Genomic DNA, 26,535 nt, shown 5'->3' with positions numbered 1-26,535 from the left:
ACGGGTCGGCGGGGGGTTAGATGGTTCGGTCCTCGGCCGCGGGATCGGGCCGGGACAGGTCGACGCCCCCGGGCCGGTGCCGCTCCGCCGTGGAGCGGCGGAGTTTTCCCGCTGCCGCCCGGCCTGCGGGTATGGACGACGATCTCATCGACGAGGCGGGGAGTCCCCTGTCTCGGTACACCAAACTCCCCGGAACGGGGTTCTTCTATCCGGACTCGCTCGACGACGAACGCGCGGAGCGGCGCGCCCGCGAGACGGTCGAGGGCAGCGAGGCCGTCGTGATCGCCGACGGCGACGCCGACGGCCTCGCCTGCGCGGCGATGATCCGCGAGACGTACGACGCCGCCCTCGATGTGGCCGACTTCGAGGCCGCCATCGCGGAGCGAACCGCCGAGGACGGCGAGGACCGGGGGGTCGGCGTCGTCGACGGCGACGACGCTGACGGCGAATCCGACGACCCCACGGCGGACGCCCACACGCAGTCGCCGGTGGGACTGATCTCGGCCGGGCCGTACTCGCTCGACACCGCCCTCAAGCGCGTCGTCGCGTACGCGGACGACGGGATCGACCTCTACGTCTGTGACCTCTGTCCCGACGAGTTCGAGCCGATCGAGGAGGCCCTGGACGCGCTCTCGGCGTCGTGTGCGTCGATCCGGTGGTTCGACCACCACCAGTGGGATGACGCGGTCGCGGCGGCCGTCCGCGAGCGCGGCGTCGACCTCGTCGTCGGCGACTCCGAAGAGGAGTGTACCGCCGACGTGACCCTCCGAACGCTGGATCACTCCTTCGACGAGCGCTGGAGCGAACTCGCCGCCGTGACCCGTGACCACGACCTCTGGATCAAGGAGGACCCGCGGTCGGACGACTTGGCCGACTACTCCTACTGGTCCGGCGGCGAGGAGTACGCGACCGTGATCGGCGCGTACGGCGCGGACCTCCCCGAGGTCGTCCGCGAGTACGTCGAGTCGCGCCGGGTCGAGAAGGCCGCGCGGATCGACGCCGCCGTCGAGCGCGCCGCCACCCACGAGGTCGGCGACTGGCACGTCGCGGTGACGTACGGCCGGTGTTCACAGAACGAGGTGGCCGAGGAACTTCGCGAGCGTGGAGCCGACGCCGCCGTCATCGTCAAGCCGGCGGGGTCGGCGTCGATCCGCGGCTCCGATGGATTCAGACACGCCCACGAGGTCGCCGGGAGGGTGAACGGCGGCGGCCATCCGCAGGCGGCGGGGTGTAAACCCGACATCTACGACGACATGCTGGATTACGCCCACCACTGGACGACGGAGGGACAGGCGTGTAAACGCGTGATCCTCGCGGCCTTCGAGGCGGTCGCGGAGGAGGTCGAGGCCGACGAGGCCGACGAGGCGGTCGCCGACGACGACCAGTAGACGAGGGGGAAGACGACGTCCGCGAGGGATCGCTCCGCGGACGACTCACGATCCGAGGGGTCCACGCCGCGGACGGTCACACCGTGGACGGGCGGACCCCGACGCGCCGTCTACGACGAGGACGGCGACATCGAGATGTTGAGGCTCTTCTGGACCAGCTGGGTGAACGCCATCGAGCAGAGGAAGTACCAGACGATCCACATCTGGATGGGGCCGACGAGGCCGGCGTCCCAGGTGACCGTACCGGCGAGGGGGACGACGAGCTCCTGGGCGGCGATGGCGGGGTACGCCGGGTCGGAGCCGCGGTAGCCGATGACCCAGAACATCCAGAGGAACGCCGGGATGGTCAGGAACATGATCCACACCATCGGGCGGAACTGCTCTTTGAACATCCCGAGCTGGTCGCCCATCGCGTCCATCTGCTCCTGTTGGATCGCGTCGAGCGCCTCCTGGTCGTCGCGCTCTTTGGCCTCCTTGCGCCGCTCCTGGATGTCCTTCATGCGGTCCTGGTACTGGCTCATCTTCTCCATGTCCATCAGTCCCGCGCGCAACAGCGTGGAGTAGAGCCCGGTCCCCAACGCGATCACCATGATGATGACGTAGAAGGGGACGAGTTCGACGAGCGGTCCCAACACCAGATCGATCCCGCCGGCGATGACGTTCCGGACCGGACCGACCGCGTAGCCGACGAACGCGCCGACCGTCGCCAGCGCCGCCAGCTTGTCCCACTTCGTCCACGAGGTGGTCTCCGGGGTCTCGACGTCGCCGCCGCCCCCGCCGGTCGCGTCGTCGTCGGTCAGTCCCGCCTCGATGCCGTCGCGATCGGCGAGCGCGAACCCGCGTTCGCCGTCGACGAGGATCTCCTTCTCGATGAGCCGTCCCCACTGTCCGCTCGTGATCTCGTCGCGGACGTCGACCCACTGGACCTCGCCGTCGGTGGCGCGGTCGAGGACGGTTTCGAGCGCGTCCCGCATCTCGCCGTCCTCCGTGACGAGCGAGCGGACCCGCCGTTCGACCTTACTCATTATCGACCGGTTAGCGGTCGACGGTTAAGAACCTTGTAGGATCGTCGTCGCGATCGCTTCGGGACGACGGCCGCGATCGCGCCGTGACGACCCGCCGATCACTCCTCGACGACGCCGCGGATCCGGTCGAAGACCTCGTCGGGAGTCGCCTCGCCGTCGACCTCCTCGAGGACGCCCTCCTCGCGGAAGTGGTCGATCACGGGCTCGGTGTTCTCGGCGAACACCTCGAGCCGCTCGCGCGCGGTCTCCTCGGTGTCGTCGTCGCGCTGGATCAGCTCGCCGCCGCACTCGTCACAGACTCCCGCCTCCTCGGGGGGCTGGAAGTCGACGTGGTAGTTCGCGCCGCACTCGGTACACACTCTGCGGCCGGTGAGCCGGTCGACGAGCACCTCGTCGTCGACGTCGAGGAGGACGACTGCGTCGAGGTCCGTGATCCCGGAGAGGTACTCGGCCTGCTCGAGGTTCCGCGGGTAGCCGTCGAGCACGAACCCGTCGGCGTTCTCCAGGGCCGTCTTCACGATCTCGTTGACGACCGGGTCCGGGACGAGCTCGCCCGCCTCCATGAACGATCGGGGCGTCCCGTACTCCGTCTCCATGTCCTTGTTCGCCCGGAGCGCGTCGCCGGTGGTGACGTGGTCGATCCCGTACTCCTCGGCGAGTTTCGCGCTCTGTGTCCCCTTGCCCGCGCCCGGCGCGCCCAAAAGCAGGATCCGGTGGCTCATATCGGGGCGGTCACTCCGCGCGCTTAAAGCCTTGAAGATCCGAGTCCGGAGGACCGGGATCCGAGCCGCGAGGGTCCGGAAGAGCCGGAGGGGTTGGAGGGGTCGCGCCGATCACTCGTCGGCGTCGAGCCGACGCTTGACCCGATCCGCGTGCGCGTCCGCGAGCCGGGTCGGCTCCGGCAGCTTGTAGCCGGCACACAGCGCCGCGACGAGATCGACGGCCGTCTCCGCGGACATGCGGTGACCGGGACTCACGTACAGCGGGTTCACCCGTCGGCTGTTCGGGTACTGCCGCGACTGGTACGCGTGCCCGATGACGGGCGGGTCGGCGTCGGGATCGCCCTTCGGCGAGCCGGCCCCCTCGACCCGCTCGACCGAGTCGTCGGCGCGGATCGGGGTCGACCAGTCCTCGGGGCGCTCCCCGACCGGCTCGTCGGGTTCGCCACAGAGGAGGCTCTTCGCGACGCCGACGCTCGGCAGGTCGCGGATCACGCCGACGTGGGTCGCGATCCCGGCCTGTCGGAAGTGGATCCGGCCGGAGCCGTCACAGACGACGAGGTCGGGCGTGACGGAGAGGTCCTCGAGCGCGGCGAGGATCGGTCCGCCCTCGCGGAACGCCAACAGTCCCGGAATATACGGGATCGAGAGCGGCGTGACCGCGTCCGCGTACTCGATCACGCGCCCGCCGCGGATCGCGACCGCGGCCGATATCGCCTCGTCGCGCTCGGGACGGAACGCCTGGTCGATCCCGACGACGACGGGGGCGTCGGAGTCGGCGTCCCCGTCAGGAGTTGCGATGTCCCCGAGCGGTTCGGGTCTCGCGGGCGGCAGCCCAGTCGAGAGGTTCGCGGGCTCGTCGATCGCGACGGCGTCGGGCGCGAATCCGAGGTCGTCCGCGAACGTCGCCGCCGCCGCCAGCTCGCGCTGGAGCGACTCCATCTCCTCGCGCGACCGGTCCGGGTCGGGCAGGAACTCCGGGCGTGCGAGGGCGTCGGCGTCGACGGAGGGCGTCCGCGAGGGCGACCGCCCCGGGGGCGACATTCAGAACCTCCCGCCGGGACCGCCCGGTCCGCCGGGACCGCCCGGACCGCGGACGCGACCGCCGCCCATCGAGACCCCGCCGGCACCGCCCGCGCGGCTCGCGAGGTCGCGGTTGCGCGTGCCGAACGCCAGGCCGATCGCGAACCCGATCAGGTGGGCGACGTGGGCGATGCCGCCGACGCCGCCCGCGCCCGTCGAGACCACGAGGAACGCGGAGATCAGCGCCACGCCCCAGGTGAGGTACTTGAGCTTCATCGGGATCACGAAGAACAACAGGATCTCGAGGTTCGGCCGCCACACCGTCAGGACGCCGAGGATCGCGAACGTCGCGCCGCTGGCTCCGAGCACGCCGACGAGCCCGCCGGTCGCGAGCACGAACAGCACGTGGCCGAGCCCGGCGAGGATCCCCGAGACGAGGAAGAAGCCGAGGAACTTCCGCGATCCGACCGCACGCTCGACGAGCGGGCCGAAGAAGAACAGCACGATGCTGTTTCCGAGGATGTGGTACAGCCCGCCCCGCGAGTGCGAGAAGACGGAGGTGACCCACGTCCAGACGTTTCCGATCGCGTCCGACCGCAACACGAAGATCTGGCTGTGGGCCGCCTCGCCCAGCGTGAGCGTCACCGCCCACTGCGCGACGAAGGTGAGCCACATCAGCGCGAGCAACACGTACGTCGCGTTCCCGCGGAAGTACCCGAGCAGGCCGCCGGTCCCCGTCTCGCGCTCGATCCGCCGTTTCACCCGACTCGCGACGCCGTCGTCGGCGTCGGCGCGGTTCCCGCCCTCGACGCCGTCGTCGAAGCCGCTGTCGAAGACGCCGCCGGGGTCGTTCCACTCGGCGAGCCCCGGACAGTCGTGGTTCTCCGGCAGGCGGTGGTCCGCACAGAACGTCCGCCCACACCGTCGACACTGGTACGGGAGGTTCTCGTACTCCCCGCACTCCTCGCACGTCGCCATTACCGCCCCTTACGGCGGGGCTCCTAAAGCGGTTTGGCTCTCCGTCGCCGCCGGCGCGCCGTCGCAGTCGCTACGGCTACTTCGCGAGCTTCGCCTCGAACGTCTCTCGCACCTTCTCGACCTTCGGCTGCGCGTGGAAGGTACAGTAGGCGTCGTCGGGGTTCTTCGCGAAGTAGTCCTGGTGTTTCTCCTCGGCGCGGTAGAACGTCTCCAGTGGCTCGAGTTCGGTCACGACCTCGTCGTCGTACTCCTCGTCGAGCGCCTCGATGTACGCCGCGGCCCGCTCGCGCTGGTCCTCGTCGTGCGTTAAGACGATCGACCGGTACTGGCTCCCCACGTCGGGGCCCTGCCGGTTGAGCTGCGTCGGGTCGTGGATCGTGAAGAAGACCTCCAGCAGGTCGTCGTAGCCGACTACGCCGGGGTCGTACTCCACCTGGACGACCTCCGCGTGGCCCGTCTCGCCGGAACAGACCTCCCGGTACGTCGGGTTCTCCGTGTGGCCCCCGGCGTAGCCGGAGGTCACCGACTCGACGCCCGAGAGCTCCTCGAGCGCCGCCTCGATACACCAGAAGCAGCCGCCGCCGAACGTCGCCGTTTCGAGGTGGTCCGTCATGTCCTCCGGTACGGGCGCGAACCTCTTAAACACCCTCCGAGCGACCTCGGTCGAGCGCGCCGGGCGTCGTCGCCGAACGGTAGACCTTTGCCGCCCCCCCTCCGAGCCGTGGTATGGTCTCGCTGGGACTGGTGGTGGCGCGGTTCAACGACTCCGTCACGGAGCCGATGGCCGAGGCCGCTAGGGAGGCGGCCGCCGAGCGCGACGCGGTCGTCGTCGACGAAGTGAGCGTGCCGGGCGCGTACGACAGCCCGCTCGCGGCTGACCGCCTGGCGCGGCGCGAGGACGTCGACGCGGTCGCCGTCGTCGGCGCCATCGTCACCGGCGACACCGATCACGACCGCGTCATCGCGAACGCGACCGCGGAGAAGCTCACCGACGTGAGCCTCGACCGCGACACCCCCGTCACCTTCGGCGTGAGCGGGCCGGGGATGTCGGGCGCGGAGGCCCGCGAGCGGATCGACAAGGGCGCGGAGGCCGCGAACGCCGCCGTCGACCTCGCGGAGGAACTCGACTGACCGACCAACGGAACACAATGACCGACGCACACGACTACGACTACTCCGACCGGATCGGACGCGTAGAGCCCAGCGCGACGCTGGCGATATCGAACCTGGCCGCGGAGAAGGAGGCCGAGGGAGCGGACGTCGTCGACCTCTCGGTCGGCGAACCCGACTTCGACACGCCCGAGAACGTCGTCGAGGCGGGGAAGGACGCCCTCGACGCCGGCCACACCGGCTACACCTCCTCGAACGGGATCCCGCCGCTCCGGGAGGCGATCGCCGCCAAGCTCCGCGGCGACGGGATCGACGCGAGCGCCGACGAGGTGATCGTCACCCCCGGCGGCAAGCAGGCGCTGTACGAGACGTTCCAGACGCTGATCGACGACGGGGACGAGGTGGTGCTTTTGGATCCCGCCTGGGTCTCCTACGAGGCGATGGTGAAGCTCGCTGGCGGCGACCTCACCCGCGTCGACCTCGCCCCGCACGGCTTCCAGCTCGAACCCGCCCTCGACGACCTCGCCGAGGCGGTCTCGGACGACACCGAACTGCTCGTCGTCAACTCGCCGTCGAACCCGACGGGCGCGGTGTTCTCGGAGGCGGCGCTCTCGGGCGTCCGCGACCTCGCGGTCGAGCACGACGTGGCCGTCATCTCCGACGAGATCTACGAGCGGATCGTCTACGACGCCGACCACGTCTCGCTCGCGAGCCTCGAGGGAATGGCCGACCGTACGGTCACGATCAACGGCTTCTCGAAGGCGTACTCGATGACCGGCTGGCGGCTGGGCTATCTCCACGCGAAGGGCGACTTCGTCGGGGAGGCGGGCAAGCTCCACTCGCACTCGGTCTCGTGTGCGACCAACTTCGTCCAGCGCGCGGGCGTCGAGGCGCTCGAGAACACCGACGCGTCCGTCGAGGAGATGCGCGAGGCGTTCGCCGACCGCCGCGACCTGCTCGTCGACCTGTTCGACGAGCACGGCGTCGACGTCGACGTCGGCGACGGGGCGTTCTACATGATGATCCCGGTCGGCGAGGACGACGCGGCCTGGTGTGAGCGCGCCATCGAGGAGGCGTCCGTGGCGTGTGTCCCCGGGAGCGCGTTCAACGCGCCCGGATTCGCGCGGATCTCCTACGCCGCGAGCGAGGAACGACTGCGCGAGGCCGTCGACCGGCTGGTCGCGAACGACCTGCTGTAGTCGCGGCCAGGCGGCCCCGCCGCGATCGGGTTCGGTGGTCGCTCGCAACCGCGCCCCTGGCATTCCTCGCTCTCGCCGGTGGGATTTTATATACCCGTGCGGATGGTTGGCTTGGTGACGACATGTACAAGCACATACTGTATCCCACGGACGGGAGTGCCGGATCCGAGGCCGCGATAGCACACGTACGGGAGATCGCCGAGGCGTTCGACGCGACGGTTCACGTGTTACACGTCGTCGACACGCGTCAGTTCACGCTCGGCATGAGCGGCAACTACATCTCGGGACCGAAAGGCTACTCGAGCGATCGGCCCTCCGAGGAGGAGCGGAAACGGGAGCTCGAGGAGCGAGCCACGCCGTTCGTCGAGGAGCTCGCGGCCGACTTCGAGGGGATCGAGACGGTGGCCGCGGTTCGGGGAGGCAACCCCCACGAGGCCATCCTCGAGTACATCGACGAGAACGACATCGACCTCGTCGTGATGGGAACCGAGGGCCGCACCGGCGTCAAGCGCTACCTGCTCGGGAGCGTCTCCGAGAAGGTCGTTCGGCTGGCCGACCCGCCGGTGGTGACGGTTCGCGCTGACGCCGACGCCGAGGCCGCAGACGAGTAACGGAGCGGTCTGCCGTTCCGAAACCCTTACTCCCGGTCCGTCGTATCTCCGCGTATGACAGACACCGCGGATCCGGACGCCGATCCGGTCGAGTCCGGCGGGGAGGAGGACGCCGCCGGGGCGGGTGCCGACGACGACGGTGACGCGGAGCCCGTCGTCGACGCCGACGAAGTGGAACACGTCGCCGACCTGGCCCGCGTCCGCCTGGCGGAGGGCGAACGCGATGCGTTCGCCGAGCAGTTCGCGGAGATCCTCGAGTACTTCGAGGCGCTCGACGAGGTCCCCGACCTCGAGCGCGAGGAGGACCTCGTCAACGTGATGCGCCCCGACGAGACCGAGGACGGACTGAGCCAGGAGGAGGCGCTCGCGAACGCCGCCGAGACGGAGGACGGCTTCTTCAAGGGGCCGAAGGTGTCGTAGATGGCGGCCGATCTCAACCTGTTCATCACCGAGGAGACGATCGAGGGCGACGCCGAGGGGCCGCTCGCGGGCACGACCGTCGCGATCAAGGACAACATCTCGACGGCCGGCGTCCGGACCACCTGCGGCTCGGAGATGCTCGCCGACTACGTCCCGCCGTACTCCGCGACCGCGGTCGAGCGGCTGACCGACGCCGGCGCGACGGTCGTCGGCAAGGCCAACATGGACGAGTTCGGGATGGGGACCACCACGGAGACCTCCGCGTTCGGCCCGACGCGGAACCCCGTGGACCCCGAGCGCGTGCCCGGCGGCTCCTCCGGTGGGTCGGCGGCGGCGGTCGCGGCGGGCGAGGCCGACGTGGCGCTGGGCTCGGACACGGGCGGCTCGGTGCGCTGTCCGGCCGCCTTCTGTGGCGTCGTCGGGATCAAACCCACCTACGGGCTCGTCTCGCGGTACGGGCTCGTCGCGTACGCCAACTCGCTCGAGCAGATCGGCCCGATCGCGGGCACCGTCGAGGAGGCCGCCGAGGCGCTGTCGGTCATCGCGGGCCCGGACCCCCACGACGGGACGACCCGCGATCCGGCCGAGGCGGCGGGCGCGGACGCGGGCGTCCCCGAGGGCGGCTACGCCGCGGCCGCGGACGGCGACGTGGACGGGTTGACCGTCGGCGTTCCCACCGAACTCTTCGAGGGCGCGGACGAGCGCGTGGTCGAGACGGTCGAGGCCGCGATCGCCGACCTCGAGGCACAGGGCGCGGAGACGACGGAGATCTCCCTGCCCTCGGTCGAGCACGCGGTCCAGGCGTACTACGTGATCGCGACGAGCGAGGCCTCCTCGAACCTCGCCCGCTTCGACGGGGTGCGCTACGGCCACCGCGCCGAGGGCGACGGCAACTGGAACGAGTCGTTCGCGGAGACCCGCGAGGCGTTCGGCGCGGAGGTCAAACGCCGGATCCTGCTCGGGACGTACGCGCTCTCGGCGGGCTACCACGACAAGTACTACGAGAAGGCCCAGGACGCCCGCGAGTGGGTTCGCCGTGACTTCGAGGACGCCTTCGACGACGTGGACGTGATCGCCTCGCCGACGATGCCCGTGCTCCCCTTCGAGCTGGGCGAGAGCCTCGAGGACCCGTTGCGGATGTACCTCGCGGACGCGAACACGACGCCCGTCAACCTCGCGAACCTGCCCGCGATCTCGGTGCCGGCGGGCGAGGCCGACGGGCTCCCGGTCGGGCTCCAGCTCGTCGGGCCGAAGTTCGACGAGGCGACCGTGATCCGCGCGGCGAGCGCGGTCGAGGACCGATGAGCCTGACCGACGAGGAACTCGACCGCCTCGCCGACGTCGTCCGCCTCCAGCCGACGAAGAACTCCGAGCTGGAGGAGGCGTGGGGCGTCGACGGCGGCAGCGAGGTCCACCGCTACCTCGAGGACCACCTCAAGGAGTACTACTACCGCGACGACGACAGCCTGATCCGGGCGACCGCGGAGGCGAACGACCTCGTCGACGTCGAGCCCGGCATCGAGGCGGACGCGGTCGCGAAGGGGGGCGCGCCCGACGCGATCCGCGTCCCGGAGCTCGAAGCGCGGGTGTTCGCGGTCGTCGCCGGCCCGGACGAGCGCTCGCAGTCGGTCGTGAGCGTCCTCGAGGCCCTCCGGGAGGCGTACGACATCGACCCCGAGGTGGGGGAGGTCCGCCGCGCGCTCCGGAGTCTGGAGCGGAAGAACGTCGTCGAGGTCGTCTACCGGACGGTGCCGACCTTCCGGCTCGCGGTCGATCGTGACGCCGTCGAGGTCGAGATAACCGAATAGCGGGCCGTAGACGCGGGGGACGGAGACCGACGCGGACGGTCAGTCGTCCGCCGACTCGCCCGTTCCCGCGTCGATCTCCCTCGCGACCGACCCCGTCCCCGCCTCCTCGGAGACGCCCCGCCGCGACTGGAGCTTCCCGGCCAGCACCGCGACCACGTAGACCCCGACCGCGACGAGGACGATGGTGCCGCCGGCGGTCGCCTCGTACCGGTACGAGAGGGTGATCCCGACGAGCACCGCGAGCTGTGCGAGCACGACAGAGGCGAGGAGCGACTCGCGGAAGCCGCGGGCGAGCTGTGCGGCCGCGGCGACGGGGACGACGAGCATCGCGGCGACGAGGATCACGCCCATGATCTGCATCGCGCCGACGACCACCATCGCCGTCAGCGTCGTCATCAGGCGGTTGTACCAGGTCACGTCGATCCCGGCGACGCGGGCCGCGGTCTCGTCGAAGGTGACGTACAGCAGCTGTTTGTAGGTGACCGTCACGACGAGCGAGACGAGGAGGAAGAGGACGACGAGCAGGACCGCGTTCTCCCTGGAGACGGTCGCGAGGTTTCCGAAGAGGTACTGGTTGATCCCGACCGCGAGCCCGCCGGTGTTCAGGCTGATCAGGACCGCGCCGAGCGCGAACCCCGTCGAGAGCACGATGGCCATCGAGACGTCGTTGTACGCATCCGTGACCTCGGAGATCAGCTCGATGGCGAGCGCGGCGATCATCGCGACCACGACCGCCGTGAGGTACGGCGAGATCCCGGTTCCGAGGACCGAGTTGACGAACAGCCCGACGGCGACGCCCGCGAACGCCGTGTGCGCCAGCGCGTCGCCGATGAGCGCCATCTGCCGGTGGACGAGGAACGTCCCGACGAGCGGGGCCATCACCGCGATCAGCGTCCCGACGAGGAAGGCGTGGTGCATGAAGACGTACTCGAGCATGCCGATCCCGAGGACGTCGCCGACGGCGGCGAGCGCGTCGCTCCAGAGCCCGACCAGCCACGCGAGGAGGTCGTAGGGCGCGCGGACCGCTTCCGTGAGGAGGGCCGTCACGACCCGTCACCCCCCGAGTCCGCTCCCGCGTTCGCCCCCAGACCGAGGGCCGTTCCGTACGCCCGCTCGAGGGCGTCGCTCTCGGCGAACGCCGCCGGCGACCCGTCGAAGTACACCTCGCGATTGAGACAGATCACCCGCGAGGCGCGCTCGAGGACGGTCCCGATGTCGTGTTCCACGAGCAGTATCGTCATCCCCTCGTCGTTGAGGTCGGCGAGGAGATCGAAGAAGGCGTCCACGGACTCGGCGTCGACGCCGACGGTCGGCTCGTCCAACACGAGGAGCTCGGCCTCGCCGGCGAGCGCCCGCGCGATGTACGCGCGCTGGCGCTGCCCGCCCGACAGCGCCGTGATCTTCCGGTCCGCGAGGGCCTCGATCCCGACCGTCCGGAGCGCCTCGCGGGCGTGCTCGCGGTCCGTCTCGGTCACGCGGCCGAACCCGGCGTGCGGGAACCGCCCCATCAACACGACCTCCGCGACCGTGATCGGCATCCGCGTCGTGTTCTCGGTCACGTCCTGGGCGACGTAGCCGACGCGCTCGCGCTCGGCGAACGCGAGCGAGGGGTGCCCGAGCAGCCGGGCGATCCCGGCGTCGGGCTCGTGAAGCCCCAACACGAGCCGCAACAGCGTGCTCTTCCCGGAGCCGTTCGGGCCGACGACCCCGACGTACTCGCCGCGGTCGACGCCGAACGACACCTCCTCGACCACGGGCGTCGCGGCGTACCCGAACGTCAGATCGACCGCGTCGACGACACGGTCGGCGTCCTCGCTCTCCCCTCCGTCGCTCCGTTCACCGCCGGCTTCCGCGCGCTCGCGGGCCGTTTCGATCCCGCCGACGCCGACCGATGAAACCCCTTCGAACGACATGGTATCAGGGCTCGAAGTTGCGGCCGTAGTCGACGAAGTCGGCGTCCGCGGGGTCGTCGACGCCGAGGAGGATCCGGAACGTCGGGAGGTTGACCTCCCGCGCGATGTCGAAGTACCCCCAGCCGCGCTCGGCCCACGACTCCGCGGTCCCGGCGTACGGCGTGACCGGGAAGTACGCCTCCACGTCGGTCTGTTCGAGCAGCTGTCTCGCCGGGCGGATCGGCTCGAAGACGGCCGCGCCGATGTGCCGGATGTCGTTCGCGGCGATCGTCTCCTGGGCACGCCGCATGTCCGCGGGGCGCACGTCACCGTCGGCGGCGAGGTTCACCACCAGCGGCTCGATGGTCGTCCCGTACCGGTCCGCGAGGTAGCCGAACGCGTTGTGGGCGGCGAGGAAGACCACGTCGCGCTCGGCCGCCTCGAACGTCTCCGCCCACGTCGAGTCGAGGTCCGCGAGGTCGTCCTCGAGCCCCGCCGCGTTCTCGCGGATCGTCTCCTCGGCGTCCGGGGTGACGTCGATCAGACCGTCGGCGACGTTCTCGACCGCCAGCGCCGCTCGATCGGGGTCGAGCCAGAAGTGCGGGTCCTTCGCGTCCTCGACGGCCTCCTCCTCGCCGAGGCCCTCGCCGAGGTCGATCAGGTCGACCCCCTCGCGGGCGTTCACGACCGCCGTCTCCGTGGTCTCGTCGGCGAGCGTGTCGATCGCGCGGTCCGCCCACGGCTGGAAGTCGGGCCCCACGTAGACGAACGCGTCCGCGTCGGTGATCCGCCGCTGGATCGACGGGTCCGGCTCCCAGCCGTGGCCGTGGAGCCCGGTCGGGACCAGGTTCTCGACCGTTATGTCCGTGCCCGCCGCGAGCCGGCGCGCGTAGTCGTAGAACGTGAAAAACGAGGCGACCACGACGGGGCCGTCCCCGCCGGCGTCGCCGTTGCCCCCGTCGGCGTCCCCGTTGTTCCCGCCGCTACCGCCGCCGGGATTCGCCGATCCGCCGAGACAGCCCGCGAGCCCGCCGACGAGTCCGCCGGCACCGACCGCGAGGAACCGCCGCCGCGAGGGTCCCGTCGGTCCGGTTCGTTCGGAGTTCATTACCGACCCGTCGGCGGGGGACGACCATATTTCTTGCGGCTCTAATCGAATTCTTAGACTAATCTAATTCTTGGCCCGGACCGGGCGCTCGTCGTCGTCGCGGGGCGTCGCGGGCGAGCCGCGAACCTCAAGGTTCAATGCGGGCGAGCGAGTGTACCGGATATGACCGATCAGGAGCTCCGAAAGGAGGCACACGACCTCGACGTCACCGTCTGGGTCGGCAAGGGGGGAATCGAGGCGGTCGTCGACGAGCTGTCCGACCAGCTCGACGACCGGAAACTGGTGAAAGCGAAGTTCCTGCGGGCCGCCCGCGGGGGCACGTCGACGGACGAGCTCGCCGAGGAGCTCGCCGAGGCGACCGGGGCCGACCTGGTCGAGACGCGCGGGAACACGGCGGTCTTCCACTGATGGCGGGGACGATACCGGTCGTCTCCGGGGCCGTGGAGCCGTACCTCGGTCCGGCGACCGACGCGGCGCTCGCCGCCGCGACCTTCCTCGCGGTCGTCGCCGCGGCCTACGTCGTGAACAAGGTCGTCGTCGGGCCGCTCCTCTCTCGCGTGTTCGACCGGCAGGGGCTCGACGACCACGCCCGCCGGCCGCTCAGGAAGATCGTCACCTTCGTCGTGCTCTTCGTCGGCGTCACGGTCGGGTTCGGCGCGGCCGGCTACGGCGACTTCCTCCGGTCGGTGGCGACGATCGCCGCCGCGGCCACGCTCGCGATCGGTCTCGCTATGCAGGACGTGCTCAAGAACTTCGTCGCCGGCGTCTTCATCTACACCGACAAGCCGTTCCGCATCGGCGACTGGATCGAGTGGGACGGGAACTCGGGGATCGTCGAGGACATCTCCTTCCGCGTCACCCGCGTCCGCACGTTCGACAACGAGCTGCTCACGGTGCCGAACCACGTGCTCACCGGCGGCGTGATCAAGAACCCCGTCGCGAAGGGACGGCTCCGCCTGAAGTTCGTCTTCGGGATCGACTACGACGACGACATCGACTCGGCGATCGACATCATCGTCGAGGAGGCCGAGGCACACGAGGGGATCCTCGACGACCCCGCGCCGTCGGTGCGGCTGAACGAGCTCGCCGACTCGTACGTCGGACTCCAGTCGCGGATCTGGATCGACGACCCCTCGCGCGCGGACTTCGTGCGGACCCGCGCCGAGTACGTGAAGGCGGTCAAAGAGCGGTTCGACGAGGAGGACATCACGATCCCGTTCCCGCAGCGGACCGTCTCGGGCCGCGACGCGTGGTCCGAACCGGCGTCGTTCGGCGGCGAACCGTAGGTGCCGCCGGCGGGGGAGCCGTCCCGCGTCGCCGATAGTAATCCACTTGTAAGTCCGCCGAATGGATGTCCCCATGCACGTGGTCATCGTCGGTGCCGGCGAGGTCGGTACGAGCATCGCCGCGAGCCTCGCCCCCGACCACGAGGTCGTCGTCGTCGACGTCGACCCCGACCGCGCCGAACAGCTCAAGTACGAACTCGACGTGCTCACGATCGCCGGCGACGGGACGGCCTCCGGGATCCAGACGGCGGCGAACGTCGGGGACGCGGACATGGTGATCGCCTGTACCGACGACGACCGGACCAACCTCGTGACCTGCGGGACGGCGAAGACGCTCGGGGACGGGTTCACCATCGCGCGGGTGAAAAGCACCGAGTACCTCCGGACGTGGGAGGGCAACGAGGGAGCCTTCGGCGTCGACTTCATGGTGTGTACCGATCTCCTGACCGCCCAGAACATCGTCCGCGTCATCGGGCTCCCCGCGGCGGTCGACGTCGACCCATTCGCGAGCGGGCTCGTCCAGATGGCGGAGTTCGAGATCGGAGCCGAGAGCCCGGTCGCCGGCCAGACGGTCTCGGAGGCCGACCGGTTCGAGTCGCTGACGTTCGTGGGGATCTTCCGCGACGGCGAGATGATCATCCCGCGCGGCGACACCGGCATCGAGGCGGGCGACCGCGCCGTGGTGATCGGCAGCCCCGAGAGCGTCCAGTCGTTCGCGAACGACGTCGCGCCCGCGGCCACCCCGGACGGGGCCGACGAGATCGTGATCGTCGGCGGCAGCGAGATCGGCTACCAGACCGCCCGGCTGCTGGAGGAACGGGAGTTCTCCCCGCGGCTGATAGAGCGGGACGCAGACCGCGCCCGGACGCTCGCCGAGGAGCTGCCGAACACGGTCGTGATGGAACACGACGCGACCGACACGGAGTTCCTCTCGAGGGAACACGTGGACGAGGCCGACATCGTCGTCGCCGCGCTCGGCTCCGACGAGCAGAACCTGCTCGTCTCCGTGCTCGCGAAGCGGCTGGGCGTCGACCGCGTGATCGCGGTCGTCGACAGCCCCGACTACGTCACCGTCTTCGAGGAGATCGGCATCGACATCGCGATCAACCCCCGAACCGTCACCGCCGAGGAGATCACCCGGTTCACCTACGAGAGCATCGCCGAGAACATCGCGGTGTTGGAGAACGACCAGGCCGAGGTGCTTGAGCTCGAGCTCACCGAGGGGTGCCGGTTCGCCGGCCGGTCCATCGCGGAGCTGGTCGACGAGATCGACGTGCGGTTCGTCATCGGCGCGATCACCCGGAACCACGCGCTCGTCACCCCGCGCGGCGACACCGTGCTCCGACCGGGCGACCACGTCATCCTGCTCGTGGACGCCGACGCCGTGAGCGAGATCGCGTCGATGGCCTGAGATGTCCGCCGGGACCCGGATACGCGTCGGCTGGCGGGCGAGCGTCGGACTGACCGGCGACGTCCTCACGTATCTCGTCGTCCCGCTGTCGTTTCCCCTCCTCGTCGCCCTCTACTACGGCGAGTCGCCGCTGCCGTTTCTGGCCGCGATCGGCGTCACGCTCGCGCTCGGGACCCTGTTCCGACGGCTCGGCGACCCCGACGTGAACCTCGGTCCGCGGGAGGCGTTCCTCGCGGTGGCGCTGATCTGGCTGCTCGTCGCCGCCGTGGGCGCGGTCCCGTTCGTCGTCGCCGGCGTCGGGACGATAGCCCACCCGGTGAACGCGATGTTCGAGGCGATGAGCGGGCTGACGACGACGGGCGCGACCGTGCTCCGCGACTTCTCCGTTCACTCCCGGTCGGTGTTGATGTGGCGGCAGGTGATCCAGTGGCTCGGCGGGCTCGGGATCCTGATCCTCGCCACCGCGGTGCTCTCGGAGATCGGGGTCGGCGGAGCCCAGCTGATGGAGACGGAGTCTCAGACCCAGGACGTGAACAAGCTCACGCCGAAGATCTCCGAGACGGCCCGGCTGATCTGGAGCCTCTACCTCGGGCTCACCGCGCTCGCGATCGCGGTCTACTTCGCGCTCGGGCTCGCGTTCGACCCCCGGATGGACCTGTACAACGCGGTCGCCCACGCGTTCACCTCCGTCGCGACCGCCGGCTTCTCGCCCGAGCCGCTCTCCGTCGGCGCGTTCCACCCCGTCATCCAGTGGGCGGTCGTCCCGTTCATGGTGGTCGGGTCGACGAGCTTCGTCCTGCTGTACTTCTTCATCAACGGCGAGCCGATGCGGCTGCTCCGCAACGAGGAGTTCCACTTCTATCTGGGCGCGCTCGCGTTCTTCTCGGCGGTCGTCGCGGGCTCGCTGTTTCTCGATCCCGCGACGACGTTCGGGGCCGAGGCGACGCTGCGACACGCCGTCTTCAACGTCGCGTCCATCGTGACCACGACGGGGTACGCCAGCACCGACTACGTTCAGTGGGCTCCGGCGGCGAAACACATGCTCTTCGCCTGTATGTTCGTCGGCGGGATGGTTGGATCGACGACGTGTTCGATCAAGTCGCTACGGTGGCTCGTCGCGCTGAAGGCGTTCCGGCGGGACCTCTACACCGCGATCCACCCGGACGCGGTGCGGCCGATCCGCGTCACGGGCAAACCGGTCGACGAGACCGTGGTCCGCGACATCTACGGGTACCTCCTGTTGAGCATCGTGATCTTCTTCCTGCTCACCGTCGTGATCGTCGTCGACGCCGAGCGCGCCGGACTGCGCGTCACCGAGTTCGAGGCGATGGGCGCGGCCGCGACGACCTTCCTCAACATCGGTCCCGCGTTCGGCGATGCCGGGCCCTACGGGACGTTCGCCTCGTTCTCGATGACGACCCGCGGCGTGATGATCGTCCTGATGTGGATCGGTCGGATCGAGATCGTCCCGGTGCTCGTGTTGTTCACGCGGGCGTTCTGGACATCGTGACGGGGGTCGCGTCGTGACGGCGATCGATTCGACCGACGGGGACGGTCGTCGCCCGGCGCGAGTGGGCCGCCGGCGTCCCGTGTCGGCATCGACGCCTACTTATCGCCCCCACGAACACTCCCGATCCGTCCACGGCCGAGGACGCCAGCCATGACGCGAACCATCGACAAGCGGGCGACGTTCAGCTACATCGGGAGCATCCTCAAGTACCTCTCGGCGGCGATGCTCGTCCCGCTCCTCGTCGGCGTGATATACGGGGAGGACGCGTGGGTGTTCGCCGCGTCGATGGCGTTCGGCGTCGCCGCCGGTTTCGCGCTCGAACGGCTCGATCCCGATCCCGATCTGGGCCCCCGCGAGGGGCTCGCGGTGGTCGCGCTCGCGTGGCTCGCGGCGGCGGCCCTCGGCGCGATCCCGTACGTCCTCGCGGGGTACGGCACCGCCTCGTCGCTCGCACATCCGGTGAACGCGCTCTTCGAGTCGACGAGCGGGTTCACGACGACGGGAGCGACCGCGCTCGCGGAGATCAGCTTCGATCGCCACTCGCACGCCGTGTTGATGTGGCGGCAGCTCACCCAGTGGCTCGGCGGGATGGGGATCATCGTGTTGATGATCGCGATCCTGCCCGAACTGGCGGTCAACGGCGCACAACTCATGCGCTCGGAGGCGCCGGGGCCGGAGCTCCAGAAGCTCACGCCGCGGATCGCCGAGACGGCGCGCGCGCTCTGGGTCATCTACGTCGGGTTCACCGCCGCGCTCGTCGTCGTCCTGTACGCGCTCCACCTCGTCGGGCTCGCGCCGAACATGGACCTGTACAACGCGATCGCCCACGGCTTCTCGACGCTCCCGACCGGCGGGTTCTCGCCCGAGGCCGACAGCATCGCGGCGTTCTCGCCGGTCGTCCAGTGGACGTTCGTCCCGTTCATGGTCGTCGCCGGGGTGAACTTCGCGCTGTTCTGGTACGTCCTTCGCGACGAGGCGATGGAACTGCTCGAGAACACGGAGTTCCGCGTCTACGTCGGAGCCGTCGCCCTGTTGAGCGCCGTCCTCTCCGTCGCGCTGTTCCGCGGCGGGGCTCCACCGACGGAGATCGGCGGCGTCACCGCGGGCGTCACGGAGAACGCGCTCCGACAGGGGGTCTTCCAGATCGCGTCGCTTCTGAATTCCACGGGGTTCGCGACCGCGGACTTCGCCCAGTGGGAGACGCACACGCAGTTCCTCCTGCTGTTCGCTATGTTCGTCGGCGGCTCCGCGGGATCGACCGGCGGCGGGATCAAGGTGATCCGGTGGCTCATCCTGTTCAAGACGCTCCGGCGCGAGCTGTACACCACTGCGAACCCCGACGTGGTCCGGCCCGTCCGGCTCGGCGGCGAGGTGGTCGACGAGGAGGTCATCCGCGGAATTCTGGTGTTCACGCTGCTGTACTTCCTGGTGTTCGCGTTCTCCGCCGTCTTCATCGAACTGGACACGACCCGAGTGGGAGAGCCGCTCACCGGCATCGAGGCGCTCGCCGCGTCGCTCGCGACCATCGGCAACATCGGGCCGGGGCTCGGACCGCTCGGCCCGTTCGGGACCTACGAGATGCTTCCGGACACGACGAAGCTGCTCATGGTCGTCCTCATGTGGCTCGGCCGGTTGGAGATCGTTCCGGTGCTCGCGGTGTTCATCTCGGCGGTCGACGATCGGTGAGCCGCGGCCCTCGGGCGATGGAACCGTGGGGGCATCTTCTTAAACGCCGCCGGGACTATTGTCGTGTATGATCGGAACCGACTCCGCCGGACGGAACCTGCTCGGCCACGTGCTCGTCCCCGTCGCCAACGAGGAGGACGCGCTCGCGACGGCGCGGGCGCTCGAGCCGTACAACCCGGATCGAGTGACCGCGCTCCACGTCGTCGAGAAGGGCGAGGGCGTCCCGGACAAGACGCCAGTCGAGCAGTCCGAGGAGCTCGCCGCGGAGTCGTACGCCGCGGTTCGGTCGGTGTTTCCCGACGCCGACGAGCACACCGCGTACGACCGGGAGGTCGTCGACGCCATACTCGCCGCCGCCGACGAGGTGGGTGCGACCGCCATCGCCTACCGAACTCGGGGCGGGAACCGGCTCGTACAGTTCCTCTCCGGGGACCTCACGGTGAAGCTCGTGACGAACGCGGACGTCCCCGTGATCGCCCTCCCTCACGGGCCGTCGGAGGAATGATCGCCGCCGACTCGGCGGCGGACCGCTCGCGTCCGAGGTAAGGCTCGGTTCGACACATGAACGCCGAGGACGGACCGACGGTCCTGGTCGCGCTCTCGAACCCGCGGACCGAGAGCGCGCTCGTCACGCTCGCCGGCGCGCTCGCCGAACGCGAGGGCGGTCGGGTGCTCGCGACGCACGTCGTCACCGTGCCGGACCAGACGGCGTTGGAGAAGGCGGCCGAGAACAGGGCCGCCCTCGACGACTCCTCCGAGGAACTGCTGGCCGCCGCGGCGGCCGACGCCGAAGCGTTCGACGCGACGGTCGAGACGAGGACGATCCTCTCACACCGCGGGATCGAGGAGGTGTTCGACGCGGCCCGGACGAACGACGCCGACGCGGTCGTGATGGGATACGGTGGTGCCCGGTTCGCCGGCGGGCGCGTCGAGGGCTCGCTGGACGAGCTCGCTCGCGACCTCCCGTGTGACTTCCTCGTCCTCGACGGCGGGCGGCTGGATCCCCGAGCGCTCTCGGACGTGCTCGTCCCGACCGCGGGCGGTCCGTCATCCGACCTCTCCGCCGAGGTCGCGAGAGCGCTCCGGGAGGTGCTCGACGTCGACGTCTCCCTGCTGTACGTCGCCGACCCGGGAGACGAGGAGGCCGGCCGCGAGTTCCTCCTCGAGTGGGCCGAGAGCCACGGGCTGGACGACGCGACGCTGCGCGTCGAGATCGGCGACGTCGAGGAGACGATCGGTCGTCTCGGGGAGGCGTACGACCTCGTGATCGTCGGGGCGACGGAGCGCGGGCTGCTCTCGCGGATCGTCCGCGGATCGCTCGCGTACGACGCGATCGAGGCGCTCGACGCGCCGGTGTTGCTCTCGGAGCGACCGTCGTCGCGGACGCTGTGGGAGCGGCTGCTCGGATGAGACCGACCGCGCGACGGGGTCCGTCGGTCGGCGGCACTCGAACGCCGGAGCTCACGTGAACGCCCGGTTATCGCGTGAATCCTCCTGCCTCACGTGAACGCCCGCTCGAAGGTCCGGATCCCGTCGTCCGTTCCGACGACGACGAGCTCGTCGTCGCGCTCGATGCCGGTGTCGGGCCCCATCTCCGTGATCACGTCGTCGTCGCGCTCTATCGCCAGCACCGTACACCCAGTTCTTCCCCGGATGTCGGCCTCCCCGAGCGTTCGGCCGACGAGCCGGGGTGCCTCGAGTCTGACGACCTCCACCTGTCCCTCGACGGCGAGCACGTCGCGACCCTCCAGCAGGCGTGCGGCCGACATCCGCCCGGTCACCGTGGCGAGCGAGAGGACGTAGTCGGCACCTGCCCGGTACGTCTTCGAGACGTTGGCGTGTTCGTCGACGCGGGCGACGATCTCCGCGTCGGGCGCGGCGTCCCGGACCACGAGCGTGGCGAACTCGGTCGTGGTGTCGTCGGGGAGCGCGATCACGACGGTGTCGACCTCCGTTATCCCGGCCTCCGAGAGCGTCTCCGACTCGGTCGCGTCGCCGACGACATCGACGCCCTCGGCGTCCGTCCGGTCGACGACCGTGTACGGGATCCCGGCCTCGTCGAGCTCCGCGGCCACCGTCCGGCCCACCTGGCCGTAGCCGGCGATCACGGTTCGTCCGGGTGAGAAGCGTCGCACCGACGAGTGAGTCATCCCGACCAGCCGCTCCAGCTGGTCCGACCGACCGGAGACCAAGAGTACGGTCCCACGCTCCAGCGTCGCGTCGGGCGACGGCGAGGCGTCGAACTCCCCCTGGAACCACGCGCCGACCACGTTGACGCCGGCTCGCTCGCGGATCCCGCTCTCCCCCAGCGTCTCACCCGCGAGGTCGCTCCCGTGCCGGACCGAGACCTCCGCGAGCCGGAGGTCGTCGCCGATGGTGATCGTCTCGTCGATCTCCGTCCGGAGGGCCGTCGTCACCTTCGCGGCGAGGCCGCGGCCGAGCAGCGGCCGCGGCGAGAGGACGTGGTCGGCACCGGCGAGCCGGTGGTACCGCTCGAGGTCGGGGTCGTCGACGACGCTGACGACGGGGACGTCCTCGGCGAGCTCCTTCGCGGCGAGAACGATGCTCGCGTCCACCTGGTCGGAGAGGTCCGCCACCAGCGCCCGCGACTCGGCCAGCCGTGCCGCGGTCAGCCCCTCGGCGGATTCCGGATCCGCCCGGATGACGCGGTGGCCGTCCCCGTACAGCTCGTCCGCCCGCTCGCGGTCCGACTCGACGACGACGTACGGAACGTCGTGCGCCTCCAGCTCCTCGATGAGCACCTCCGCGCGCGTCGTGTACGAACAGAGGATCACGTGTCCCTCGACGCCGTTCTCGAGCGCCGTCGGGGCGGTCTCGGTGAACGCCGCCTCCAGGAGCGGCGTCGCGACGACCGGCAGCGCGCCGACGAGGAGCGCCATCCCGAGCAGGTCGGTCACGACGATGAACGCCTGCATCTGCGGGCTGTGCCAGGGGGCGTCCCCGCCGAACCCGGTCGTGGTGAACATCTCGACGGTGAACTGAAGCGAGTCGAGGAACGTCTGCGGGCGTCCCTCGTAGGTCGCCATCCCCCAGCGGTAGGCGAGCGCCGTCCCGACGAGCGCCAGACAGAGGAGCAGGAAGTAGCCGACGACCCGCCGCTGCCATCCGTTCATGGGCACGGAAGGGACGGTGTCGTGAAAAACGTGTGTCGTCGGGCCCTCACGTCTCGACCGGCTGTGCCGCCTCCGCACACCAGGCGTTTCCCCGACGGCCGGCCCGCCGGAGGTCGAGGTGGACGACGGAACCCGTCTCGAGGTCCGCGAGCTCCTCTCTGAGTTCCGGGTCGTCGTACTCGACGACGTAGAGGGTCTCGTTCCGCGGGTGCTCCCGGAGCGTGATGGTTCCGTGGTCGTTACACGCCTTGACGACGGTGTACTTGCCGGTCCGGTCCATCACGGTCGGCGATACGCGTTCGAACCACTTAGTAGTCGACCGGCTATCGCGGCATCGACCCGTTTCCCCGTCGCGCAACGGACCGCCCCGCTCGCCGCGCTAACGCGTCACTTTACTCGCCGCGGCGTCAACCCCGGCCATGACCGGGACGGAGATCCCCGAGGATCACCCCAGACACGCGTCGCTTCTCACCAGACACCGGATCGAGGCGGGCGTCGAGAAGGGGATCACCTCGAAGCAGGGGCTCATCGCACAGGGGCGCGGCGAGGCGTTCGACTACCTGTTGGGCGAGCGAACCCTCCCGAGCGCGGACGACGCCGCGCGGGCGGCGGCCGCGACGCTGCTCGCCGCGGACCGTCCCGTCTTCTCCGTGAACGGGAACGTCGCCGCGTTGGTCCCCGACGAGATCGTCGAACTCGCCGACGCGGTCGACGCCGACCTCGAGGTGAACCTCTTCAACCGCACCGAGGAACGGATGGAGGCGATCGCCGACCACCTCCGCGAACACGGTGCCGGGGAGGTGAAGGGGTTGACCGGCGACGGCGAGATCCCGGGGCTCGACCACGCCCGCGGGACCGTCGACGCCGACGGGATCGGCGCGGCGGACGTGGTGGTGGTGCCGCTGGAGGACGGCGACCGCGCGGAGGCGCTCGCCGCGGCGGGCAAGACGGAGATCGTGATCGACCTCAACCCCGGAAGCCGGTCCCCGCGAACCGCCGCGATCCCGATCGTCGACAACGTGCTCCGGGCCGTCCCGAACGTGACCGCCCACGCCCGCGATCTGGCGGACGCCACGCCGGCGGAACGCCGCGCGATCGTCGACGACTTCGACCCCGACGCGGCGCTCGAGGCGGCGGAGCGGGCGATCCGCGAGGGATCCTTTTCCGACGGCGAGGAGTGAGACGGGCGGAGCGGACGGGAACGAGACGAGCGGAGCGAACAGGGACGGAGACGAGACGGACGGAGAGCGGACGGACCGAACGGGGGCGGGGCGGACGAGGGCCTATCGCCCGAATCCGGGTCCGGCCCCGTCGTCGGGGTCGTCGTCGGCCGTGGAGCCGCCGCCGGACAGCAGGTCGTCGTGAACGGCGAACAGGTCCTCGCGGGTGGGCGTCGCGTCGACGACGACGGTCCGCCCGCGGAACCCGACCGTCGCGTCCTCGAGGGCCCCCTCGGCGTCGACGCCGCCGGAGAGCCGGCGGACGCGGTCGCGGGTGAGCCGCGTCGGATCGAGCGTCGCCGCGTACCGGAGACCGGTCCCGTCGCCGCCGCCGACGTCGAGCGCGACGCCCACCGATCCGGCGGCCTCGACGCTCGCGCGGAGCGCGTCGGGCGCGCCGGAGAGGGCGGACTCGAGTCGGCTCCGTCCCGACTCGCCGAGGTCCGCGGACACCGCCACGTCGCCCGACAGAAGCCCGGGTATCGAGGCGTCGACCGCCGCCGCGCCGTCGGTCGGTTTCCCGTCCGACGTTCCGGCACCGCGCGAACGACCGAGCGCGGCGTCGACGCGGGACCCCGCGCGGTCGACCGTGGGCGCGTAGCCGACGACGAGTTCCTCGTCGCTCGCGGCGACCGCGTACGGCTCCTCGCGACCGTGGAACCGGTGGACCGTTCGGCCGCTCCGGCGCGTTCGCGCCGTCGACCAGCGCCCGCGGTCCTCGACGGCGGCGGCGAGGGCGTCCGGATCGAAGGAGCCGCGGACGACGACGGTTCCTTCGCGTTCGGTCCCGGAGAGCCCGGCGCTCCCGGCGATCGAGTCGGCGTCGTCGAGGGCGACGTTCGCGCGGGCCATCGCGGCGGAGAGCCGCGTCGACCAGGGTTCGGGGAGCCCGACCGTCGCGACGGCCGCGGGGTCGACGACCGCGCTGACGACGGTGTCGCCGTCGACGGGGGCGACCGCGTCGGCGGCGGTTCGGCTCCGAGCGACGCGTTCCCCGTCGGTCGGATCGGTCGCGGCGGCGGCGTCGACCGCGTCGGCCGACGCGACGCCGACGAGCGACGTTCCGAGGAGTCCGAAGGTACCGAGGCGTCCGAGCAGCGTGCGTCTGGAGGGCATCGTTTTCCGGTCGCGCGGAGGGTACTTAATTCACCGACTTCGAGGACCGATCCGGCACTCGGCTCCGTCCGCGGAGCCGCCCGAGATCCGGATCGCCGGCGGGGGCAAGTTCAAAGTCCTCCGGCGACTACCGCCCCGCATGGAACTGGACGACACGGACAGGGCGATCCTCCGGATACTCCAGGAGGACGCCAGGACCCCGTTCTCGGAGATCGCGCGCCGGATCGACATGTCGAGCGCGACGGTCCACGACCGTGTCGGCCGGATGGAGGACGCCGGCGTCATCGAGGGGTACCACGCCTCGGTGGACCCCAAGGCGGTCGGCTACGGCGTCAGCGCGCTCGTCGGGCTCCGGGTCGAGCAGGGCCGCGAGGAGGACGCGCTCGAGCGCCTGCGGGAGATCGAGGGGGTTCGGGAGATCCACCTGACCACCGGCGAGTGGGACGTGATCCTCCGCGTGGTCGCCGAGGACACGGACCGGCTCCGGGACCTGATGTTCGACCGGGTCGCGAACATGGACGGCTTCTCGCGGTCACAGACCATGATCATCCTCGGAACCGACTACGAGACCGAGGGGCCGCCGATCTGAGCGTGCCGGCGATGTTTCCGTTCGAAACGGGCGACGCCGCCGGTCGTCCCGTACCGGAACCCTCAACTCGCGAACCCTCCGAACCCCTGGTATGAGCGCACGGTTCGAGGACCGGCTGGGACTCTCGGCGGAGCGGGCGTGGGCGACGGCGGTCGCCGCGGTCTCCGCCGTCCTCGTCGTCGGATCCGTCCTCCTCCCGCGGGTCGTGTACGACCGGTTCCTCTGGCGGTACTTCTGGGGGCCGGTCGCCGCCGACGGACAGGTCGCACAGTGCGCGGTCCGCCCCGCCGACGGCGGGACGGAGCTGCTGACGAGCGCGGCCGCGTGTGCCGACGCGGTCGCGGCGGGCGAGGTCGTCGCGTACCCCGGCTACACCACCGTCTCGACGGTGAGCTACATCGTGGTCCTGCTCGCGATGCTGATCGGGGTCGTCTTCCTGCTCCGGCGGCTCGACATCGCCACCGAGTTCCGGTTCTTCTACGCGCTGTTCCCGTTCATGCTGTTCGGCGGCGCGCTCCGCACCGTCGAGGACGCCGGCATCGCGGCGATCCGGGCCGGCGTCGATCCCCTGATCCCCTTCCCCTGGAGTGCCCTCATCATCAGCCCGTTCATCTACTTCACGGTCTTCGGGGTGACGCTGCTCTGCGTGATGGCCGCCTACGCGCTCGAGGACCGCGGGATCGTCGACGACTACGCCCCGCCGCTGTTCGGAGCCGGTTCGCTGGCACTCGCGCTGTCGGTCGGCTACCTGGCGTACCTCGCGGCCGCTACCGACTACGTGACCTTCTACCCGCAGGTGATCGGGTCGATACTCCTGATCGCCAGCGCGGCGGCGGCGGTCACGTGGAAGCTGATCGAGCGGTTCGAGCCCTCGATCAACCGCGGGACGGGGCTCGTCGGCCTCGTGATCATCTGGGGGCACGCGATCGACGGGGTCGCGAACGTGATCGGGCTCGACTGGATGCCGGCGCTGACGGGGACGCCGAACCTCGTCCCGAAACACGTCGTCAACGAGCTGGTCGTGAACGTGACCGGCCGGGTGCTGCCCGAGTCGGTGCTCGCGGTCACCGGCGACGCCTGGCCGTTCCTACTGGTCAAGCTCGCCGCCGCGACCTTCGTCGTCTGGGTGTTCAACGGCGAGCTCTACGAGGAGTCGCCGCGGTACACGCTCTTGTTGCTCATCACCGTCCTCGCCGTCGGGCTCGGGCCCGGCACGCGCGACATGCTGCGGGCGACGTTCGGGGTCTGATCCGGCGCGGTCCGACCGCCGATCGCCGCGCGAACCGGACGCGCCGTCGACTC

Annotated in this window: 27 protein-coding genes and 1 pseudogene; 17 read left to right on the top strand and 11 right to left on the bottom strand. The window is 70.3% G+C overall.

All coding sequences use genetic code 11. From position 1 onward, the window contains the following. The first annotated feature begins 131 nt into the window (after positions 1–131). Positions 132–1,388 (top strand): DHH family phosphoesterase, encoded by a 1,257-nt coding sequence (locus AXA68_RS10070; protein ID WP_066416102.1) that lies wholly within the window; start codon positions 132–134, stop codon positions 1,386–1,388. Positions 1,389–1,498: 110 nt separating this feature from the next. Here AXA68_RS10070 and AXA68_RS10065 read toward each other — a convergent pair whose 3' ends face one another. From AXA68_RS10065 to msrA, 5 genes are all read right to left on the bottom strand, one after another. Next, positions 1,499–2,413, bottom strand: a complete 915-nt coding sequence (locus AXA68_RS10065) for a DUF106 domain-containing protein (RefSeq protein ID WP_066416099.1) — start codon at positions 2,411–2,413, stop codon at positions 1,499–1,501. 98 nt (positions 2,414–2,511) lie between these two features. Next, the gene (locus AXA68_RS10060; RefSeq protein WP_066416097.1) at positions 2,512–3,135 is read right to left on the bottom strand and encodes an adenylate kinase; all 624 of its coding nucleotides are present in this window, start codon (positions 3,133–3,135) and stop codon (positions 2,512–2,514) included. Between the two features lie 111 nt (positions 3,136–3,246). Beyond that, on the bottom strand, positions 3,247–4,176 hold the full coding sequence (locus AXA68_RS10055) for an endonuclease V (protein WP_066416094.1): 930 nt from the start codon (positions 4,174–4,176) through the stop codon (positions 3,247–3,249). After that, positions 4,177–5,133, bottom strand: coding sequence for a rhomboid family intramembrane serine protease (locus AXA68_RS10050; RefSeq protein ID WP_066416091.1), 957 nt, complete (start codon positions 5,131–5,133; stop codon positions 4,177–4,179). It abuts the gene before it with no gap. 76 nt (positions 5,134–5,209) lie between these two features. Further along, entirely contained in the window at positions 5,210–5,746 is a 537-nt protein-coding gene (gene msrA / locus AXA68_RS10045; protein ID WP_066416088.1) for a peptide-methionine (S)-S-oxide reductase MsrA, read from the bottom strand. Positions 5,747–5,859: 113 nt separating this feature from the next. Here msrA and ribH point away from each other — a divergent pair, with 113 nt between their 5' ends. The 6 genes from ribH to AXA68_RS10015 all read left to right on the top strand — a co-directional run bounded on the left by ribH (position 5,860) and on the right by AXA68_RS10015 (position 10,281). Beyond that, positions 5,860–6,264, top strand: coding sequence for a 6,7-dimethyl-8-ribityllumazine synthase (gene ribH / locus AXA68_RS10040; protein WP_066416086.1), 405 nt, complete (start codon positions 5,860–5,862; stop codon positions 6,262–6,264). A gap of 17 nt (positions 6,265–6,281) precedes the next feature. Continuing rightward, positions 6,282–7,442, top strand: a complete 1,161-nt coding sequence (locus tag AXA68_RS10035; RefSeq protein ID WP_066416084.1) for a pyridoxal phosphate-dependent aminotransferase — start codon at positions 6,282–6,284, stop codon at positions 7,440–7,442. A 122-nt stretch (positions 7,443–7,564) separates the two neighbouring features. Beyond that, the gene (locus tag AXA68_RS10030) at positions 7,565–8,053 is read left to right on the top strand and encodes a universal stress protein (RefSeq protein WP_066416082.1); all 489 of its coding nucleotides are present in this window, start codon (positions 7,565–7,567) and stop codon (positions 8,051–8,053) included. Between the two features lie 54 nt (positions 8,054–8,107). Continuing rightward, complete coding sequence (gene gatC / locus AXA68_RS10025) at positions 8,108–8,473, top strand: Asp-tRNA(Asn)/Glu-tRNA(Gln) amidotransferase subunit GatC (RefSeq protein WP_066416080.1); 366 nt, start codon at positions 8,108–8,110, stop codon at positions 8,471–8,473. Beyond that, on the top strand, positions 8,474–9,778 hold the full coding sequence (gene gatA, locus AXA68_RS10020; RefSeq protein WP_066416071.1) for an Asp-tRNA(Asn)/Glu-tRNA(Gln) amidotransferase subunit GatA: 1,305 nt from the start codon (positions 8,474–8,476) through the stop codon (positions 9,776–9,778). Continuing rightward, positions 9,775–10,281 carry a DUF5797 family protein gene (locus AXA68_RS10015; protein ID WP_066416069.1) on the top strand — a complete coding sequence of 169 codons (507 nt, stop codon included), beginning with the start codon at positions 9,775–9,777 and terminating at the stop codon, positions 10,279–10,281. Before gatA ends, AXA68_RS10015 begins: the two co-directional genes overlap by 4 nt. A 39-nt stretch (positions 10,282–10,320) precedes the next feature. On the opposite strand, the gene AXA68_RS10010 is transcribed toward AXA68_RS10015, so the two are convergent. Genes AXA68_RS10010 through AXA68_RS10000 form a run of 3 tightly spaced genes read right to left on the bottom strand, consistent with a single transcriptional unit; the run spans position 10,321 to position 13,281 of the window. Continuing rightward, positions 10,321–11,328, bottom strand: coding sequence for a metal ABC transporter permease (locus AXA68_RS10010; RefSeq protein ID WP_066416067.1), 1,008 nt, complete (start codon positions 11,326–11,328; stop codon positions 10,321–10,323). Continuing rightward, a complete protein-coding gene (locus tag AXA68_RS10005; RefSeq protein WP_080505225.1) occupies positions 11,325–12,194 on the bottom strand; it encodes a metal ABC transporter ATP-binding protein in 870 nt (289 codons plus the stop codon). Before AXA68_RS10005 ends, AXA68_RS10010 begins: the two co-directional genes overlap by 4 nt. 4 nt (positions 12,195–12,198) lie before the next feature. Continuing rightward, positions 12,199–13,281, bottom strand: coding sequence for a metal ABC transporter substrate-binding protein (locus AXA68_RS10000; RefSeq protein ID WP_066416065.1), 1,083 nt, complete (start codon positions 13,279–13,281; stop codon positions 12,199–12,201). A gap of 162 nt (positions 13,282–13,443) precedes the next feature. On the opposite strand from AXA68_RS10000, the gene AXA68_RS09995 reads away from it, so the two are divergent. The 7 genes and pseudogenes from AXA68_RS09995 to AXA68_RS09965 all read left to right on the top strand — a co-directional run. Continuing rightward, positions 13,444–13,689 carry a YhbY family RNA-binding protein gene (locus AXA68_RS09995; RefSeq protein ID WP_066416062.1) on the top strand — a complete coding sequence of 82 codons (246 nt, stop codon included), beginning with the start codon at positions 13,444–13,446 and terminating at the stop codon, positions 13,687–13,689. Further along, a complete protein-coding gene (locus AXA68_RS09990) occupies positions 13,689–14,567 on the top strand; it encodes a mechanosensitive ion channel family protein (protein ID WP_066416059.1) in 879 nt (292 codons plus the stop codon). Before AXA68_RS09995 ends, AXA68_RS09990 begins: the two co-directional genes overlap by 1 nt. Positions 14,568–14,640: 73 nt before the next feature. After that, positions 14,641–15,978: a Trk system potassium transporter TrkA gene (gene trkA, locus AXA68_RS09985; protein ID WP_066416056.1), complete on the top strand. Its 1,338-nt coding sequence runs from the start codon at positions 14,641–14,643 to the stop codon at positions 15,976–15,978. 1 nt (position 15,979) lies between these two features. Continuing rightward, the gene (locus AXA68_RS09980) at positions 15,980–17,488 is read left to right on the top strand and encodes a TrkH family potassium uptake protein (protein WP_066416053.1); all 1,509 of its coding nucleotides are present in this window, start codon (positions 15,980–15,982) and stop codon (positions 17,486–17,488) included. Between the two features lie 150 nt (positions 17,489–17,638). Further along, entirely contained in the window at positions 17,639–19,174 is a 1,536-nt protein-coding gene (locus tag AXA68_RS09975; RefSeq protein WP_066416050.1) for a TrkH family potassium uptake protein, read from the top strand. Positions 19,175–19,241: 67 nt separating this feature from the next. Further along, the gene (locus AXA68_RS09970) at positions 19,242–19,679 is read left to right on the top strand and encodes a universal stress protein (RefSeq protein WP_066416048.1); all 438 of its coding nucleotides are present in this window, start codon (positions 19,242–19,244) and stop codon (positions 19,677–19,679) included. Positions 19,680–19,744: 65 nt separating this feature from the next. Continuing rightward, positions 19,745–20,584: pseudogene (locus tag AXA68_RS09965) on the top strand (universal stress protein); the annotation flags it as partial. Between the two features lie 89 nt (positions 20,585–20,673). On the opposite strand, the gene AXA68_RS09960 reads toward AXA68_RS09965, so the two are convergent. Both AXA68_RS09960 and AXA68_RS09955 read right to left on the bottom strand, forming a co-directional pair. Then, positions 20,674–22,308, bottom strand: coding sequence for a potassium channel family protein (locus AXA68_RS09960; RefSeq protein WP_066416045.1), 1,635 nt, complete (start codon positions 22,306–22,308; stop codon positions 20,674–20,676). A 46-nt stretch (positions 22,309–22,354) separates the two neighbouring features. Continuing rightward, positions 22,355–22,588, bottom strand: a complete 234-nt coding sequence (locus tag AXA68_RS09955; RefSeq protein WP_066416042.1) for a hypothetical protein — start codon at positions 22,586–22,588, stop codon at positions 22,355–22,357. Between the two features lie 139 nt (positions 22,589–22,727). On the opposite strand from AXA68_RS09955, the gene AXA68_RS09950 reads away from it, so the two are divergent. Then, positions 22,728–23,489, top strand: a complete 762-nt coding sequence (locus AXA68_RS09950; RefSeq protein WP_066416039.1) for a 4-phosphopantoate--beta-alanine ligase — start codon at positions 22,728–22,730, stop codon at positions 23,487–23,489. A 102-nt stretch (positions 23,490–23,591) separates the two neighbouring features. Here the strand turns inward: AXA68_RS09950 and AXA68_RS09945 are convergent, their stop codons facing one another. After that, entirely contained in the window at positions 23,592–24,644 is a 1,053-nt protein-coding gene (locus AXA68_RS09945) for a hypothetical protein (RefSeq protein WP_066416037.1), read from the bottom strand. A gap of 139 nt (positions 24,645–24,783) precedes the next feature. Here AXA68_RS09945 and AXA68_RS09940 point away from each other — a divergent pair, with 139 nt between their 5' ends. Both AXA68_RS09940 and AXA68_RS09935 read left to right on the top strand, forming a co-directional pair. Further along, on the top strand, positions 24,784–25,233 hold the full coding sequence (locus tag AXA68_RS09940; RefSeq protein ID WP_066416035.1) for an Lrp/AsnC family transcriptional regulator: 450 nt from the start codon (positions 24,784–24,786) through the stop codon (positions 25,231–25,233). A 91-nt stretch (positions 25,234–25,324) separates the two neighbouring features. Beyond that, positions 25,325–26,482 (top strand): DUF63 family protein, encoded by a 1,158-nt coding sequence (locus AXA68_RS09935; RefSeq protein WP_066416034.1) that lies wholly within the window; start codon positions 25,325–25,327, stop codon positions 26,480–26,482. The last annotated feature ends 53 nt before the right edge of the window (positions 26,483–26,535 follow it).

The organism is Halorubrum aethiopicum, assembly GCF_001542905.1.
GTDB classification, from domain to species: domain Archaea; phylum Halobacteriota; class Halobacteria; order Halobacteriales; family Haloferacaceae; genus Halorubrum; species Halorubrum aethiopicum.
This window is presented reverse-complemented; position numbering and strand designations above follow the sequence as displayed.